The following is a 14,768-nucleotide window of genomic DNA, read 5'->3' as shown; positions in this document are numbered from 1 at the left end:
GAGCGATGATGAATATTCCGGATGATGCTTTTTTTGCTTTACTGGAGCAGGCCCTGCGCGGCAGGGGAGGTGGAACCCTGCAGCGTACGCTCTATCAGACACTACGCGAGGCGATTTTGCAGGGGGCGCTGGCAGGTGATAGCCGTTTACCCGGCTCGCGCACCATGGCCCAGCGTCTGGGACTGTCGCGCAACACCGTCAACGGCGCGCTGGAGCAACTGGCGATAGAGGGGTATTTATTACGTAGCCGCCAGGGGACGTCCGTCGCGCCTTTAGGAACTCAGGGAGAGGGGGACGTTGAGGCGCGCCATATTGTGCTCCCTGAATACTTACAGGGATTACCAGCGGCAATCCATCGTGATTCACCCACGCTGCTCTTTACGCCGGGAATGCCTGCGGTTAACTACTTTCCGCTTTCCATCTGGCGCCGGCTCCTGGATCGCGTACTGCGTGAAGAGGGAAGCGCATTATTGGGCTACGGCGATGCGCAGGGAGAGCTCGTACTGCGAAAAGCCATTGCCCGCCACCTTGCGCTCTCGCGGGGGATCCGCTGTGAAGCCAGCCAGATTGTGATTACGGAAGGTGCGCTGGAAGGTGTCGATTTATGCACGCATTTGCTGAGCGTCGCTGGCGATACGGCATGGGTAGAAGAACCCGGCTATCCGGGAGCAAAAAGCATCTTTCTCAAATCCGGACTTCATATAGAGGGCGTGCCGGTTGATCATGAAGGGATGCGTTTTGATAGTCATAATGATAGTGAAGCGCCGCGATTGATCTTTACTTCACCTTCCCATCAATATCCCTGCGGAGCAGTGATGAGCGCCGGGAGGCGACTGGCGCTACTGGAGTATACCCGCCGGCATGATTCATGGATTATTGAAGATGATTACGACAGTGAGTTTCGCTACAGCGGTGAGCCCATTCCGGCCATGCTGGGGATGGCCAGGCAGGCGCCGGTGGTTTATCTGGGGACATTCAGCAAAACGCTATTTCCGTCGCTGCGCATTGGCTTTATGGTGATGCCTCCCGCGCTGGCGGAGGCCGCACGTGGCGCCATTGGTTCGCTATTACGCGGCGGCCATCGGGCCGAACAGAGGGCGCTGGCGTTGTTCATTGAAGAGGGGCACTACGCACGTCATTTAGCCGCCATGCGCCGTTTATACCGTAAACGTCAGCAGCAGCTGCGGGAGATTCTGGCTCAAGAGCTCAGGCATCCTTATGAACTGTTTGGCGGCGAGGGGGGCCTGCACCTGACCGTTGCTATCGACAACGTGGATGACCTGGCGATTGTGCAGCAGGCCCGGCGGTTTCAGCTGGCACCCGGGGCGTTAAGCCGTTTTTACCTGGATGTAAACACGGCGCGAAGCGGCTTTGTTCTGGGCTACGGTAATACGTCCGCCTCGCATTTTATGGCTGCGGTACGGACGCTGAGCCGTCTTATTGCGCTGGACCGACGCGGGTAAGAGAAAACACATCGTAAAAGGAGAGTTCGCCTTTGGTGGCGATCATTTTTTGTAGCTGAGCCTTTTGTTCGCCGCCGACGCGTGGCGATTGCAGGATGCGTTCAAGCAGCTGCTCAGGGACAAATCGGGTGTTGTACCACTCACCGTTGTAGCACACGCGGAAATCAAGAACGTCAATATCTTCATAACGATAGCGCGGGTAGACGTCGAAGAAAAAGAAACCGTTTAGCAGAACAAATAACACAATTAACAGCCAGACAGAATCTACCAGCGTTTCGGAACGTAGCATCACAATAAGCGTGGCCAGGAAAGCCGCGTACATGGCGACAAAAAGCCATGGATGGTTGCGAATAAAGCTAATGCTAAAGCGCGGACGGTTGTCGCGCTTCTCTTTCACATTTAGCTCATCAATTGTGCTCTTCAGCAGCAGCTGTATTTCTGTCATCTTATTCCCCAAATTCTGCCATGAGCCCGTATCCAGGCGTGACAAACCGGGCTCAGCCTGAAGGCTATTTTATGTTGCGTAAATCCATGGGGAAAGTAACAGATTGGTTGCAGAAAAGCATAACAGTTACCGTTTTTCGCTCTCCAGCATTTTGATTATCCGTGCCGGGTTTCCGCCGACGACGGCGTTGGCCGGCACATTTTTTACTACGACGGCCCCCGACGCCACCACGGCATTATCGCCGATAGTGACGCCTGGATTAATCACTGCCCGGCCGCCAAGCCACACATTGTGGCCAATGGTGACGGGTTTTCCGTACTCTTGACCACTATTGCGGTCGACAGGGTCAAGGGGATGCGTAGCGGTATAAATATGCACGCCCGGCGCCAGCATGCAGTTATCGCCAATATGAATTGGACAGACGTCAAGCATGACGCAATCAAAGTTAGCGTAGAAATTTTTGCCGAGGAAGATATTGTAGCCATAGTCACAGCGAAATGTGGGTTCGATATACGCGTCACTCGCGTGCCCAAGCAGTTCAGAAAGTAATGCGTTTCTTAATTCACGTTCTTCAGGCGCCGAATGATTGTAGCGGTGCAGCAGCTGTCTGGCCCGCAGACGATCGGCTTTCAACGTGGCGTCACCTGCCAGATACAGTTCGCCGGCAATCATTTTTTGTTTCTCTTCGCTCATGGAGGCTTTCCTTATTTCCTTATCGTTAGGCCGCCATAGTATAAAAAAGAAACCGGTTTCATATCCGCATTGAGCCAACATCTGTGAGCACTGTCACACTTATTATCATCACGAGAGAGGGGCGTTTTCGGCACGAGATGTATGACTTTCATTTGAAATAAACTAGCGGATAAATTTCCAGACTGAAGGGGGGATCTTGTCATACAGTTTATTCATCGTCAGCTCAGCAAGACGATGGTCGGCCGCTGAGTAAAATACCGCCAGTTCATTATCGGAAAGTTCATATTTATTTTTTTCAATTACGCGCTCCAGCGTATCAATTGTCTGACAGCGTCGTAAACGCATCAAATAGTCTATTTTGGTTAATGTTTTATCAGACATAAATTCACCTTTTGATTGTAATAATACTAACAAGAAAGACTGGCCGGGTTTTCCCGACAGGCGTTGACAAAGCAGCGGAATAACCGATTGCCAGATTTACGCCATTTCTGCAGATCTGCGCTGTTAATGCCGTAGTTGCTGAACAAGACGAAAGTGTCATCCAGATATTCGTCAATCTGGGTAATCAGCTTATTATCCTCTGCATACTTAATTTTATAATTAAGTGCGAACGCGGCAATGTGCTCGATCAATTCATTAAGTTGAAGATTGACAGCCGAGGTCGGGTCATTAACCCAGCCGTGGTTGCTCTCTTCCAGGTTTGCAAGACAGTCATGATACAGGGTTTCGCAGAGAAATTTAAGCTGCGCAATATCATGTCTTTTTGGCGAGTATTCGTCCATAACGCATCCCCTTTTGAGTGGTTTAAACGACGATTATCGACACCGTTGTGGGATGAACACGACTAACAGACCTGACACATACATTGTAATCTTGCTGTTTAACTATAATCCACTCTTAAAAAGATTTCATCGTGCTATTACGAAAAATTACAATTATCAGCGTCCTTTTATCTTCAATGCCTCGGACTTTATTATATCGTGCCGTTACCCCGATCGGAAAAAACGAATACTGACCTTATATTTCATCAGGTTAGCCGACGCGTTTAGCCGTTATAGAGAGACAACCATACATAAAATCAGTGATTAAGAATATTCTGAGTTAGGGGCGCGGGAAAGAAATTGTGGAAAAAAAATGGAGATAAGCACCGCGACTCATCATTAAATATTATATCTCAGCTTATAAATTAGACAATAACAATCCGTGCGTTTTAACGAGGAACAAAAGAAAAGGGCCGCAAATGCGGCCCTGAGAGGAGAGAGATTAATGATGCTCAACCGGATGGCTGTGCTCAATATCCTCATTTTTCTTACTAAAGCGGCGGCGAACCACCACGAAGAACACCGGCACGAAGAAAATCGCCAGCACCGTCGCGGTCACCATCCCACCCATTACGCCAGTACCGACGGCGTTCTGCGCGCCGGAGCCTGCGCCGGAGCTGATAACCAGCGGCATGACCCCAAGGATGAACGCCAGCGAGGTCATCAGAATCGGACGCAGACGCATACGAACGGCTTCCAGCGTGGCTTCGATCAGGCCTTTGCCCTCTTTATCCATCAGGTCCTTGGCGAATTCAACGATAAGTATCGCGTTCTTCGCCGACAGGCCGATGGTGGTCAGCAGACCAACCTGGAAGTAGACGTCGTTGGTTAATCCACGGAAGGTAGCCGCCAGCAGCGCACCCACAACCCCCAGCGGAACAACCAGCATGACCGAGAACGGAATCGACCAGCTTTCATACAGCGCCGCCAGGCACAGGAAGACGACAATCAGCGAGATAGCGTACAGCGCTGGTGCCTGGTTGCCTGACAACCGTTCCTGATAAGACATACCGGTCCAGTCATAGCCAATACCCGCAGGCAGTTTACCCGCCAGCTCTTCCATCAGGTTCATCGCTTCACCGGTACTCTTGCCCGGTGTCGCCTGGCCGAGGATTTCCATTGATGGCAGACCGTTGTAACGCTCCAGACGCGGCGAGCCGTATTCCCAGCGTGAAGTCGAGAAGGCGGAGAAGGGCACCATCTGTCCATCGCTGCCGCGTACGTACCAGTTGCCGATATCTTCCGGCAGCATACGGTATTTCGCTTCAGACATGATATACACTTTCTTCACGCGACCGCGGTCAATGAAGTCGTTGACGTAGCTACCACCCCATGCTGCGCCAAGCGTCGTGTTAATGTCGCTGATAGACACGCCGAGAGCCTGCGCTTTTTCCTGATCGATATCCACTTTAAACTGCGGAGTATCTTCCAGTCCGTTTGGACGCACGCCGGTTAAGACGTCAGGATGCTGCGCGACCATACCAAAGAGCTGGTTACGTGCCTGGGTCAGTTTTTCATGGCCCAGTCCCGCCTGGTCGATAAGCTGGAAGTCAAAGCCCGTTGCGGTACCCAGTTCAACAATTGCCGGCAGGTTAAAGGCGAAGACCATTGCGTCTTTAATCTGCGAGAAATACCCCATTGCGCGACCGGTAATCGCCTCAACTTTGTTCTCTTCGCCCGGACGCTGGCTCCAGTCCTTCAGAGAAACGAACGCGATACCGGTGTTTTGCCCACGACCCGCGAAACCAAAGCCGTTTACGGCGAATACCGACTCAACGTTGTTTTTCTCTTTGGTGAGATAGTAGTCGGTCATCTCATCCAGAACTTTCTGGGTACGCTCCTGAGTTGCGCCAGCAGGCAGCTGCGCCATGCTCAGGAAGACGCCCTGGTCTTCGTCCGGCAGGAACGAACTTGGCAGACGAACGAACAGCCAGGCCATGCCTACCACGATGATCAGGTACAGCACCAGATAACGACCGGTACTGCGCAGGATGTTGCCTACGCTATCGGTGTAGTGATGCGTGCTCTTATCGAACATGCGGTTAAACCAACCGAAGAAGCCGGTGGTGGCGCCATGGCTGCCTTTCTGGATGGGTTTCAGCATCGTGGCGCAGAGCGCCGGGGTCAGAATCAGTGCCACCAGTACCGACAGCGCCATCGCGGAAACGATAGTGATCGAGAACTGACGGTAAATCGCACCGGTAGAACCGCCGAAGAAGGCCATCGGGATAAATACCGCGGAAAGCACCATCGCGATACCCACCAGCGCGCCCTGAATCTGGCCCATTGATTTACGCGTAGCTTCCTTCGGCGGTAGCCCTTCTTCGGCCATTACACGCTCGACGTTTTCTACCACAACGATGGCATCATCCACGAGCAGGCCTATGGCGAGCACCATACCAAACATGGTGAGGGTGTTTATCGAGAAGCCGAACAGCGCGAGGATAGCGAACGTCCCCAGCAGTACGACCGGCACGGCGATAGTCGGAATCAGCGTTGCGCGGAAGTTCTGCAGGAACAGGTACATCACCAGGAACACCAGAATGATGGCTTCAACCAGCGTTTTCACCACTTCGTGAATGGAGATCTGCACGAAGGGGGTGGTGTCATACGGGTAAACAATCTTCAGGCCTGACGGGAAGAAAGGTTCCATTTTCTTCAGTTCGGCACGAATGGCGTTGGCGGTATCCAGCGCGTTCGCGCCGGTCGCGAGCTTAATACCCAGACCGGACGCGGGCTGACCGTTAAACTTCGCAACGACGTCGTAGCTTTCGCCACCCAGCTCAATCTTCGCGACATCGCGCAGACGCACCTGGGAACCATCCTGGTTAACCTTCAGCAGAATGTTGCCGAACTCTTCAGTATTGGTCAGACGGGTCTGCGCCACGATGGAGGCGTTCAGCTGCTGACCTTTCACCGGTGGAGTACCGCCTAACTGTCCGGCTGCGACCTGGGCGTTCTGCGCTTTCAGGGCGCTGATCACGTCAACCGGCGTCAGCTGGAAGTTATTAAGCTTGTTCGGATCCATCCAGATACGCATCGCGTACTGGGAACCGAACAGCTGTACGTCACCGACGCCGCTGGTACGGCTAATCGAATCCTTCATGTTGGCGGCAACATAGTCAGAAATGTCATCCTGATTCATGGTGCCGTTGGTATTGATAACGCCGACAACCATCAGGAAGCTGCTGGATGCCTTTTCAACGCTAATACCCTGCTGCTGAACTTCTTGCGGCAGCAGCGGCGTTGCCAGCGCCAGCTTGTTCTGAACCTGTACCTGGGCGATATCCGGATCGGTACCGGATTCAAAGGTGAGGGTGATGGTTGCTGTACCGGTGGAGTCGCCATTAGAAGACATGTACATCAGGTGATCGATACCGTTCATGTTCTGTTCGATAACCTGGGTCACGGTGTTCTGCACGGTTTCAGCATCGGCACCGGGGTACATGGCTGTAATGGAAATTGCCGGCGGCGCAATCGTCGGATATTGCGCTATCGGCAACTTGAGGATCGATAACCCCCCAGCCAGCATGATGATAATGGCGATCACCCACGCAAATATGGGGCGATCGATAAAGAAATTAGGCATGTCTTAACGGCTCCTGTTTAAGTTAAGACTTGGGTTGTTCTGACTGAGCGTTGCCTGAGGCTTGCTGTTTATCGTCAGAAACGACTTCCTGCGCTTTTACCTGCACGCCTGGTCTGACTTTTTGCAGACCGGTGATGATGACGCGATCGCCCGTTTTCAGCCCTTCGGTGACCAGCCATTTATCACCAATAGCCTGAGTGGCGGTAATCTGGCGAACTTCGACTTTATCACCTTCGCCGACGACCATCGCGCTGGCATCGCCGCGCGGGGTGCGGGTTACGCCCTGCTGAGGAACCAGCAGCGCATCCGGGTTGACGCCTTCTTCCAGACGCGCGCGGACGAACATCCCCGGCAGCAGAGTGTGATCCGGGTTCGGGAAAATGGCGCGCAGCGTGATAGAACCGGTGGTCTGATCAACGGTGACGTCAGAAAACTCCAGCGTACCGTTCTGCGGGTATTTCAGACCGTCGTTCGTCACCAGCTCAACCTTCGCTTTACCGTTTTCCTGCTGCAGCTTGCCGTTGGCCAGCTCTTGTTTCAGACGCAGGAAATCGTTGCTCGATTGCGTCACGTCAACATAGATAGGATCCAGCTGTTGCACGGTCGCCAGGGCGGTGGTTTGGCCGTTTTGCACCAGAGCACCTTCCGTGACCGCGGATTTACCAATGCGGCCTGAGATTGGCGAGGTGACTTTGGTGTAGGCCAGATTAATGCGCGCGGTTTCAACCGCTGCTTTGGCGGCAACCACGGCAGCGTTGCTCTGTTGCGCGGTCGCGACGGCAGTATCGTAATCCTGTTGACTGATGTACTTAGTGCCTAACAGTTTCTGATAACGTTTAACCGTCAGCTGATCCATATTTGCCGCGGCCTGCGCTTTGGCTAAATCGCCTTTCGCGCTTTCATAAGTGGCCTGATAGGTCGCCGGATCGATTTGATAAAGAGACACCCCTGCCTGGATATCGCTCCCTTCGGTGAAGTTACGTTTAAGAATAATGCCACTGACCTGAGGACGAACTTCCGCAACGCGATAGGCGCTGGTACGGCCTGGCAGTTCGGTAGTAATTTGTAGAGGAGCGGATTTGAGCGTCACAATACCGACTTCCGGCATTTGTTGGGCTCCTTGCTGAGCCGGTTTGTCGTCACATCCTGTTAGCGCTAAGCTGCCTGAGAGCATCAGAACGACCGCCAGAGGCGTTAACCCTCTGTTTTTGTTCATATGTAAACCTCGAGTGTCCAATTTCAAATTGTTCAGTGGCTCAATCGACCACAAACCCACTGCTGTGTTTCTATTATGGTCATGCTATGGTACATACATTCACAAATGTATGTAAACGTAACCTCTGTAAACTCATCGACCTATGGCACGAAAAACCAAACAACAGGCGCTTGAGACCCGGCAACATATTCTGGATGTTGCTCTGCGTCTGTTTTCGCAGCAAGGCGTATCATCCACCTCGCTGGCCGCAATTGCAAAAGAGGCCGGTGTGACGAGGGGCGCTATCTATTGGCATTTCAAAAATAAATCAGATTTATTTAATGAAATATGGGTGCTTTCAGAAGCCAACATCAACGATCTCGAAGTTGAGTATCGGGCAAAATTCCCCAACGATCCACTGTCAGTTGTCAGAGAGATCTTAGTGTATATCCTTGAAGCAACGGTGACAGAAAAACGCAGGCGCTTGATGATGGAAATCATTTTCCATAAATGCGAGTTCGTCGGAGAGATGGTCACGCTGCAAGAAGCGCAGCGAAGTTTATGCCTTGAGAGCTACGATCGTATCGAGCAGACATTAAACGAGTGCATTGCGGCGAAGATGCTGCCCGCCAATTTACTCACCCGGCGGGCGGCGATTTTAATGCGCAGCTATCTTTCTGGCCTGATGGAGAACTGGCTGCTGGCGCCCAACGCTTTCGATCTGCAGCATGAAGCGCGGGCATACGTCGAAACGCTGCTTGAAATGTATCAATTGTGCCCCTCTCTGCGCAGTTCTGAAGGCGCGGAAGCTTAAGTATCCTCGCGGACAAAAGGGGTATTTTTCCTGCTGTCCGCCGCTATTCGCGCGATAACAGAAGTGCTATTCTTCGCGCTGCGACGATCCCCGGTATTCTCCGGCTTTTGCAATCACTCATGTTAACACTATGCTGCATACTATCCGTTGGCGAAACGCCATATCCGCTTTTGTTCTTACCCTGATGTTTTTTATCGGCTGTATTAGCGTTAACACGGCGCTGGCGGCTGACTTACCTGAACGTTCCGAGGTGCAAAGCCAGCTCACGACGCTGAATAAGCAAAAAGAGCTGACTCCGCAGGACAAGCTGGTTCAGCAGGACCTGACCCAGACCCTGGAAACCCTCGATAAAATCGAACGCATTAAGTCGGAAACGACGCAGCTGCGTCAGCAGGTGGCTCAGGCGCCAGCGAAAATGAATCAGGCTATCGATAGCCTCAACGCGCTAAGCGATGTTCCCGATGATGAGGCGACGCGTAAAACGTTGAGCACGTTATCGCTACGTCAGCTGGAATCACGCGTCTCTCAGACGCTGGACGATTTGCAAAACGCGCAGAACGATCTGGCAACCTATAACAGCCAGTTAGTCTCCCTACAAACCCAGCCGGAACGTGTGCAGAATGCGATGTACTCCGCTTCGCAGCAGCTGCAGCAGATCCGTAACCGCCTGAATGGCACCTCGACGGGCGAGGAGACGCTGCGTCCTACCCAGCAGAGTTTGCTGCTGGCTCAGCAGGCTCTGCTGAATGCACAGATAGACCAGCAGCGCAAAAGCCTGGAAGGTAACACGGTCCTGCAGGATACCCTGCAAAAGCAGCGTGATTACATCACCGCCTACAGCAACCGTCTTGAACACCAGCTTCAGTTATTGCAGGAAGCGGTGAATAGCAAGCGCCTGACGCTGACGGAAAAGACGGCTCAGGAAGCGGTTTCCCCGGACGAAACGGCGCGTATTCAGGCAAACCCGCTGGTGAAGCAAGAGCTGGAGATTAACCACCAGCTTAGCGAAAGACTGATTTCGGCGACGGAAAATGGTAATCAGCTGGTTCAGCGCAACATCAAAGTGAAGACCTGGCTCGATCGCGCTTTGCAATCCGAGCGTGACATAAAAGAGCAGATTTCCGTGCTGAAAGGCAGCCTGCTGCTGTCGCGTATCCTTTATCAGCAGCAGCAAACGCTGCCCTCTGCGGAGGAGTTGAGCGATATGACGAACCGCATCGCCGACCTGCGCCTCGAACAGTTTGAGGTTAACCAGCAGCGCGATGCGTTGTTCCAGAGCGATGCGTACGTCGCGAAGCTGGAGGAAGGGCACAGCAGCGATGTCAATGCCGAAGTGCATAGCGCGCTTCTCGAAATCGTTGATATGCGCCGGGAGCTGCTCGATCAGTTCAACAAACAGCTGGGTAACCAGCTGATGATGGCCATTAACCTGCAGATCAATCAGCAGCAGTTAATGAGCGTGTCGACCAACCTGAAAGCCATTCTGACGCAGCAGATTTTTTGGGTAAACAGTAACCGTCCGATGGACTGGGAGTGGGTTAAAGCCTTCCCGGAAGCGCTGAAAGGGCAGTTTAAGGCGATGAAAATCACCGTAAACTGGGAAAAAGCCTGGCCTGCGGTATTTATCGCTTTCCTTGCCGGCCTGCCGTTGCTGCTGATTGCCGGTCTGATTCGCTGGCGCCTTAACTGGCTGAAAGCGTATCAGGCGAAGCTGGCTTCACAGGTGGGGCAACTGCGCAATGACACTCAGCTTCATACGCCGAAAGCGATTCTTATCGATCTGATCCGCGCGCTGCCTGTGGTGCTGGTGATTCTGGCCATTGGCCTGATTCTGCTGACCATGCAGCTGAATATCAGCGATTTGCTGTGGGCCTATAGTAAGAAGCTGGCGCTGTTCTGGCTGGTGTTTGGCCTGTGCTGGAAGGTGCTGGAAAAAGACGGCGTGGCGGTGCGCCACTTTAATATGCCGTCGCAGTTGACCAGCCACTGGCGGCGGCAGATTGTCCGCGTCAGCCTTGCGCTGCTGCCGCTCAATTTCTGGTCGGTGATGTCGGAGCTGTCGCCGCTGCACCTGATGGATGACGTGCTCGGGCAGTTTGTTATTTTCCTCAACCTGCTGCTGATTGCGGTGCTTGTTTTGCCGATGTGCCGCGAGAGCTGGCGTGATAAAGAGTCCCACAGCCTGCGCCTTATCACCGTCACCGTGCTATCGATTGTGCCCATCGCCCTGATGGTGCTGACGGCAACCGGCTACTTCTACACGACGCTGCGTCTGGCCGGCCGCTGGATTGAAACCGTTTACCTGGTGATGCTGTGGAACCTGCTGTACCAGACCGTTCTGCGCGGCCTGAGCGTGGCCGCCCGGCGTATTGCCTGGCGCCGTGCGCTGGCGCGTCGTCAGCATTTGGTTAAAGAGGGCGCTGAAGGGGCCGAACCCCAGGAAGAGCCGACGATTGCCCTGGAGCAGGTTAACCAGCAAACGCTGCGTATTACGATGCTGGTGATGATTGCGCTGTTTGCCGTGCTGTTCTGGGCGATTTGGTCCGATCTGATCACCGTGTTCGCCTATCTCGACAGTATTACGCTGTGGCATTACAACGGTACGGAAGCCGGCGTCAGCGCCGTGAAAAGCGTCACCATGGGCAGCCTGCTGTTCGCGATTGTCGCGTCGATGGTCGCCTGGGCGTTAATCCGCAACCTGCCGGGCCTGCTGGAAGTGCTGGTGCTATCGAGACTCAATATGCGCCAGGGGGCGTCGTATGCAATTACGACCATCCTTAATTACGCCATTATTGTTATTGGCGCGATGACGGTATTTGGCTCATTGGGCGTTTCGTGGGACAAACTTCAGTGGCTGGCGGCCGCCCTGTCGGTTGGTTTAGGGTTTGGCTTACAGGAAATCTTCGGTAACTTTGTTTCCGGTCTGATTATTCTCTTTGAGCGCCCGGTGCGTATTGGCGATACGGTGACCATTGGTACCTTCTCCGGTACCGTCAGCAAAATCCGCATTCGCGCCACGACGATCACCGATTTTGACCGTAAAGAGGTCATTATCCCGAATAAGGCCTTCGTGACGGAACGCTTGATCAACTGGTCGCTCTCCGACACCGTCACCCGCGTGGTCATCCGCCTTGGCGTGGCCTATGGTTCCGACCTGGATAAGGTTAAAGAAGTGCTGCTCCAGGCCGCGCATGAGCATCCGAAAGTGATGCAAGAGCCCGCGCCCTCGGTCTTCTTTACCACCTTCGGCGCCAGCACGCTCGATCATGAACTGCGCCTGTACGTGCGTGAACTTCGCGATCGCAGCTATGCGGTGGATGAGCTTAACCGCGCTATCGATCGTTTGTGCCGCGAGAACAATATTGACATCGCCTTTAACCAGCTGGAGGTGCATCTGCGCAATGAGAAGGGCGATGAAGTGACAGAGGTGAAGCGGGATAAGGGCGACGATGCCTCCCCGGCGATAAGCTAAGCATAACGGGGCGGTGGGTATCCGCCCCGCAGATGTTAATGGCTGAGCGAGGAGAGTTCTTCCTGGCTCAGACCGGTCAGTTCCATCACCATTTTCGGCTCCAGCCCGCAGGCGAGCATTTTCAGGGCAATGCTGCGCGAGATTTCTCTACGGCCCTCCTGCAAACCTTCCTGCAAACCTTCCTGCAAACCTTCCTGTCTGCCTTCTTTTCTACCTTTTTTACGGCCTTTCTCTTCCAGCCATTCGGCAATTGTCATCAGTAGCTCCTTGTGCCTGGGCGACTGCTTCGCCAGCTCGCGAATCAGGGGCCCGGGTTTTTCCGTGGTTCCCGCCTGCAGCATATAGCTGATGAGGGTATTGATCTGGTTTTCCGTCAGATATCCTTGCGCCAGCAGCGTAATCAGCATCGGTTGCAGTTCGGCCAGATCGCGCTGGCGAATATGCTTTTGCAACAGTTCCAGCATCGCCATACGCTGGTGGCGGAGGATATGATTATCTGGCATAACGGTCAGGTCCACCAGCGGAAAATCTCCGCCGTACAGCGCGCCGGCAAGCTCAGGAAGGTCAAAAAGCTGGAGCCAGTTGAGCGTATGTGGCCAGGGGCTGACGGTGCCGTGATAAAACAGAATCGGGACCACCAGCGGCAGCGTATTGTGGCCGGCATCCAGGTGGCGCTGCATGGCGGCCAGCGTATAGCGCATCAGGCGAAAAGCCATCAGCTTATCCGGCGAGCTTTGATGTTCAATCAGCGCGTAGATATATCCCGCGCCGTGCTGCGTTTGCAGGGAGTAGAGAATGTCGGAGTAGCTGGATCGCAGGTCTTCTTCGATAAAGCTGCCGGAAGCCAGCTGCAGCGTATTGAGATCGCAGATACTTAAAAACTGCGCGGGAAGATAAAGCTGTAAAAAATCGCGAGCGACCTCTTTCTGGGCCAGCATTTGACGAAAAATAGCATCGTGCGGCGTACGTGAGAATCTTTCCATGAGCATCTATCCGTTGTGGTAAGGGGCAGGCGACAACTCTGCCACCCCTAAAGATCCGCCAACAGGCTACTCCTGTGCGTTTTGCGAGGCCTCTTCCGCACTTTTTACTTTGTTTTCATAGTCTCGACGGATAATTTCCAGCGCAGCTAGCACGGTTTGCGCAGGAACTTTATTCTCCTCAAGCAGCATAATTAAATCGACGGCCAGCTTGACCTCGTCAGGGGCATTTTCCAGCGACATACTTCTTCCTCCCGTTAGCGCGTTAAGCGGGCCAGTCTGTTTTCAATTTTTTCCAGCGCGTCGCGACAGCGGGCCAGACGCCCGGTATAGGCTTCAACTTCCTTTGCCAGCCGCTGCTGGTCATCAAGGCTTATGGCTTGCGCCAGTCGTCTCTGTCGGTCGTTGCGCATGGCCAGCAGGCGCCGTTCATACTCCTGATGCTGTAGACGTCGGCGCTGCCAGCGGCTAAGCGTTGGCGACGCGCTATCCCAGGCGCGTAATGACCAGGTCGCCGTTTCCCGGTTAATCGCGGCGATTTGAGCAACGAGACGTTCTGCCAGCCAGGCGACCTGCGCAAGCTGCTGGCGTTCGGCCGCCTGTTTTAACGCCGTTAAGCCGTCTCTGGCCTCATTGAGATAAGCCTGCATCTGCGTGCTGCGGGTACGGAACAGCTGACGATCGAAGCGCGGGCTGAGGGTCGCGTGATTGGCCATGGGCGCCACCTGAGCGGCCAGCTCCGCAAGCTGGTTTTCCAGTGAATGTAAAAGCCGGGCGGTTTTCAAATAACTCCTCCATCCCCTGATAAGCAACTGTGCTACATTAGCGTTATCTTCGTGATAACGATTCGCATTATGCCACGTATTATTTTGATCATCATTGGCTGGCTGGCGGTAGCGCTGGGAACGCTGGGCGTGTTTTTACCGCTACTGCCGACGACGCCGTTTATCCTGCTTGCCGCCTGGTGCTTTGCGCGCTCGTCGCCGCGCTTTCACCACTGGCTTTTGTATCGCTCATGGTTTGGCGGCTACCTGCGTCACTGGCAGAAATACCGCGCCATGCCGCCGGGCGCAAAGCCGCGGGCGGTCGCGATGATTTTGCTGACCTTTGCCATTTCGCTGTGGCTGGTTAATCTTACCTGGGTGCGCATCTTGCTGCTGATCATTCTGACCTGTCTGCTGATATTTATGTGGCGCATTCCGGTGGTTGATGCAAAGCAACAAAAGCACTGATGCGCAATAATGATGGTTGCAATTGTCGCTGACAGCCAGTAAATTCTGGCGTTTTCGAGCGCGG

The 14,768-nt window shown here is 53.7% G+C and carries 14 protein-coding genes; 5 read left to right on the top strand and 9 right to left on the bottom strand.

The genetic code is table 11. The features are described from left to right. Nucleotides 1–8 precede the first annotated feature (8 nt). On the top strand, nt 9–1,463 hold the full coding sequence (locus tag ABLU67_RS10155; protein ID WP_116280241.1) for a PLP-dependent aminotransferase family protein: 1,455 nt from the start codon (nt 9–11) through the stop codon (nt 1,461–1,463). Here the strand turns inward: ABLU67_RS10155 and ABLU67_RS10150 are convergent. Continuing rightward, a complete protein-coding gene (locus ABLU67_RS10150; RefSeq protein ID WP_014228205.1) occupies nt 1,438–1,908 on the bottom strand; it encodes a YlaC family protein in 471 nt (156 codons plus the stop codon). The two genes, ABLU67_RS10155 and ABLU67_RS10150, sit on opposite strands and share 26 nt — an antisense overlap. Before the next feature lie 20 nt (nt 1,909–1,928). On the opposite strand from ABLU67_RS10150, the gene ABLU67_RS10145 reads away from it, so the two are divergent. Beyond that, nucleotides 1,929–2,063, top strand: a complete 135-nt coding sequence (locus ABLU67_RS10145) for a hypothetical protein (protein ID WP_223226764.1) — start codon at nt 1,929–1,931, stop codon at nt 2,061–2,063. Here ABLU67_RS10145 and maa read toward each other — a convergent pair. From maa to acrA, 5 genes are all read right to left on the bottom strand, one after another. Further along, on the bottom strand, nt 2,035–2,601 hold the full coding sequence (gene maa / locus ABLU67_RS10140) for a maltose O-acetyltransferase (protein ID WP_064357999.1): 567 nt from the start codon (nt 2,599–2,601) through the stop codon (nt 2,035–2,037). The genes ABLU67_RS10145 and maa overlap by 29 nt on opposite strands. Nucleotides 2,602–2,763: 162 nt before the next feature. Continuing rightward, on the bottom strand, nt 2,764–2,982 hold the full coding sequence (locus ABLU67_RS10135; RefSeq protein ID WP_004099646.1) for an HHA domain-containing protein: 219 nt from the start codon (nt 2,980–2,982) through the stop codon (nt 2,764–2,766). A 26-nt stretch (nt 2,983–3,008) separates the two neighbouring features. Beyond that, nucleotides 3,009–3,383: an Hha toxicity modulator TomB gene (gene tomB / locus ABLU67_RS10130; RefSeq protein WP_025107145.1), complete on the bottom strand. Its 375-nt coding sequence runs from the start codon at nt 3,381–3,383 to the stop codon at nt 3,009–3,011. Between the two features lie 481 nt (nt 3,384–3,864). Next, entirely contained in the window at nt 3,865–7,011 is a 3,147-nt protein-coding gene (gene acrB / locus ABLU67_RS10125; protein ID WP_014228207.1) for a multidrug efflux RND transporter permease subunit AcrB, read from the bottom strand. Nucleotides 7,012–7,033: 22 nt separating this feature from the next. Continuing rightward, complete coding sequence (gene acrA / locus ABLU67_RS10120; protein WP_348852286.1) at nt 7,034–8,227, bottom strand: multidrug efflux RND transporter periplasmic adaptor subunit AcrA; 1,194 nt, start codon at nt 8,225–8,227, stop codon at nt 7,034–7,036. A gap of 142 nt (nt 8,228–8,369) precedes the next feature. Here acrA and acrR point away from each other — a divergent pair, with 142 nt between their 5' ends. Both acrR and mscK read left to right on the top strand, forming a co-directional pair. Then, a complete protein-coding gene (gene acrR, locus ABLU67_RS10115; RefSeq protein ID WP_014228208.1) occupies nt 8,370–9,020 on the top strand; it encodes a multidrug efflux transporter transcriptional repressor AcrR in 651 nt (216 codons plus the stop codon). A gap of 130 nt (nt 9,021–9,150) precedes the next feature. Next, complete coding sequence (mscK, locus tag ABLU67_RS10110; RefSeq protein WP_014228209.1) at nt 9,151–12,492, top strand: mechanosensitive channel MscK; 3,342 nt, start codon at nt 9,151–9,153, stop codon at nt 12,490–12,492. 35 nt (nt 12,493–12,527) lie between these two features. Here mscK and ABLU67_RS10105 read toward each other — a convergent pair whose 3' ends face one another. The 3 genes from ABLU67_RS10105 to priC all read right to left on the bottom strand — a co-directional run bounded on the left by ABLU67_RS10105 (nt 12,528) and on the right by priC (nt 14,257). Next, entirely contained in the window at nt 12,528–13,475 is a 948-nt protein-coding gene (locus ABLU67_RS10105; RefSeq protein WP_207171764.1) for an Rpn family recombination-promoting nuclease/putative transposase, read from the bottom strand. 66 nt (nt 13,476–13,541) lie between these two features. Then, nucleotides 13,542–13,715: a pleiotropic regulatory protein RsmS gene (rsmS, locus tag ABLU67_RS10100; RefSeq protein WP_014228211.1), complete on the bottom strand. Its 174-nt coding sequence runs from the start codon at nt 13,713–13,715 to the stop codon at nt 13,542–13,544. Nucleotides 13,716–13,729: 14 nt separating this feature from the next. Continuing rightward, the gene (gene priC, locus ABLU67_RS10095; protein ID WP_025107143.1) at nt 13,730–14,257 is read right to left on the bottom strand and encodes a primosomal replication protein N''; all 528 of its coding nucleotides are present in this window, start codon (nt 14,255–14,257) and stop codon (nt 13,730–13,732) included. A 69-nt stretch (nt 14,258–14,326) separates the two neighbouring features. Here priC and ABLU67_RS10090 point away from each other — a divergent pair, with 69 nt between their 5' ends. Next, a complete protein-coding gene (locus ABLU67_RS10090) occupies nt 14,327–14,704 on the top strand; it encodes a DUF454 family protein (RefSeq protein WP_004848353.1) in 378 nt (125 codons plus the stop codon). The last annotated feature ends 64 nt before the right edge of the window (nt 14,705–14,768 follow it).

Source organism: Klebsiella sp. GN_Kp190, assembly GCF_040061795.1.
In the GTDB taxonomy this organism is placed as follows: domain Bacteria; phylum Pseudomonadota; class Gammaproteobacteria; order Enterobacterales; family Enterobacteriaceae; genus Klebsiella; species Klebsiella michiganensis.
The sequence above is the reverse complement of the archived record's forward strand: the minus strand, read 5'-3'. Positions and strand labels throughout refer to the sequence as shown.